Source organism: Sutcliffiella cohnii, assembly GCF_002250055.1.
GTDB classification, from domain to species: domain Bacteria; phylum Bacillota; class Bacilli; order Bacillales; family Bacillaceae_I; genus Sutcliffiella; species Sutcliffiella cohnii.
Genome location: NZ_CP018866.1, coordinates 7,501 through 10,000 on the forward strand (window position 1 = coordinate 7,501; position 2,500 = coordinate 10,000).

1 rRNA gene (cut by both window edges) is annotated in these 2,500 nt (G+C 53.0%); it reads left to right on the plus strand.

From position 1 onward, the window contains the following. A 23S ribosomal RNA gene (locus BC6307_RS00025) occupies positions 1 to 2,500 on the plus strand (it extends past both window edges: 371 nt to the left, 64 nt to the right).

Genomic DNA, 2,500 nt, shown 5'->3' on the forward strand with positions numbered 1-2,500 from the left:
AAAAACCCTGTAGTTGAAACCTCGTTCTCTCTTGAGTGGATCCTGAGTACGGCGGGACACGAGAAATCCCGTCGGAAGCTGGGAGGACCATCTCCCAAGGCTAAATACTCCCTAGTGACCGATAGTGAACCAGTACCGTGAGGGAAAGGTGAAAAGCACCCCGGAAGGGGAGTGAAAAGATCCTGAAACCGTGTGCCTACAAGTAGTTAGAGCCCGTTAATGGGTGATAGCGTGCCTTTTGTAGAATGAACCGGCGAGTTACGATTACGTGCAAGGTTAAGTTGATGAGACGGAGCCGTAGCGAAAGCGAGTCTGAATAGGGCGTCATAGTACGTGGTCGTAGACCCGAAACCAGGTGATCTACCCATGTCCAGGGTGAAGTTCAGGTAACACTGAATGGAGGCCCGAACCCACGCACGTTGAAAAGTGCGGGGATGAGGTGTGGGTAGCGGAGAAATTCCAATCGAACCTGGAGATAGCTGGTTCTCTCCGAAATAGCTTTAGGGCTAGCCTTGAGTAAAGAGTCTTGGAGGTAGAGCACTGATTGGACTAGGGGTCCTCATCGGATTACCGAATTCAGTCAAACTCCGAATGCCAAAGACTTGTTTCTCAGGAGTCAGACTGCGAGTGATAAGATCCGTAGTCAAGAGGGAAACAGCCCAGACCGCCAGCTAAGGTCCCAAAGTATACGTTAAGTGGAAAAGGATGTGGAGTTGCTTAGACAACCAGGATGTTGGCTTAGAAGCAGCCACCATTTAAAGAGTGCGTAATAGCTCACTGGTCGAGTGACTCTGCGCCGAAAATGTACCGGGGCTAAACGTATCACCGAAGCTGCGGACTGTTCTTACGAACAGTGGTAGGAGAGCGTTCTAAGGGCGTTGAAGCTAGACCGTAAGGACTGGTGGAGCGCTTAGAAGTGAGAATGCCGGTATGAGTAGCGAAAGAAGGGTGAGAATCCCTTCCACCGAATGCCTAAGGTTTCCTGAGGAAGGCTCGTCCGCTCAGGGTTAGTCGGGACCTAAGCCGAGGCCGAAAGGCGTAGGCGATGGATAACAGGTTGATATTCCTGTACCACCTCATTCCGTTTGAGCGATGGAGGGACGCAGGAGGATAGGGTAAGCGCGCTGTTGGATATGCGCGTCCAAGCAGTTAGGCTGGATAAGTAGGCAAATCCGCTTATCCTAAAGGCTGAGCTGTGATGGCGAGGGAAATATAGTACCGAAGTTCCTGATTCCACACTGCCAAGAAAAGCTTCTAGCGAGGAATATGGTGCCCGTACCGCAAACCGACACAGGTAGGCGAGGAGAGAATCCTAAGGTGAGCGAGAGAACTCTGGTTAAGGAACTCGGCAAAATGACCCCGTAACTTCGGGAGAAGGGGTGCTCTGTTAGGGTGTTAAAGCCCGAGAGAGCCGCAGTGAATAGGCCCAGGCGACTGTTTAGCAAAAACACAGGTCTCTGCGAAGCCGTAAGGCGAAGTATAGGGGCTGACGCCTGCCCGGTGCTGGAAGGTTAAGGGGAAAGGTTAGCGCCTCGGCGCGAAGCTTTGAACCGAAGCCCCAGTAAACGGCGGCCGTAACTATAACGGTCCTAAGGTAGCGAAATTCCTTGTCGGGTAAGTTCCGACCCGCACGAAAGGCGTAACGATCTGGGCACTGTCTCAACCAGAGACTCGGTGAAATTATAGTACCTGTGAAGATGCAGGTTACCCGCGACAGGACGGAAAGACCCCGTGGAGCTTTACTGTAGCCTGATATTGAATTTTGGTACAGCTTGTACAGGATAGGTAGGAGCCTGAGAAGCCGGAGCGCTAGCTTCGGTGGAGGCGTCGGTGGGATACTACCCTGGCTGTATTGAAATTCTAACCCGCGAGCCTTATCGGCTCGGGAGACAGTGTCAGGTGGGCAGTTTGACTGGGGCGGTCGCCTCCTAAAGAGTAACGGAGGCGCCCAAAGGTTCCCTCAGAATGGTTGGAAATCATTCGTAGAGTGTAAAGGCACAAGGGAGCTTGACTGCGAGACCTACAAGTCGAGCAGGGACGAAAGTCGGGCTTAGTGATCCGGTGGTTCCGCATGGAAGGGCCATCGCTCAACGGATAAAAGCTACCCCGGGGATAACAGGCTTATCTCCCCCAAGAGTCCACATCGACGGGGAGGTTTGGCACCTCGATGTCGGCTCATCGCATCCTGGGGCTGTAGTCGGTCCCAAGGGTTGGGCTGTTCGCCCATTAAAGCGGTACGCGAGCTGGGTTCAGAACGTCGTGAGACAGTTCGGTCCCTATCCGTCGTGGGCGTAGGAAATTTGAGAGGAGCTGTCCTTAGTACGAGAGGACCGGGATGGACGCACCGCTGGTGTACCAGTTGTCTTGCCAAAGGCATAGCTGGGTAGCTACGTGCGGACGGGATAAGTGCTGAAAGCATCTAAGCATGAAGCCCCCCTCAAGATGAGATTTCCTTTAGCGCAAGCTAGTAAGATCCCTGAAAGATGATCAGGTTGATAGG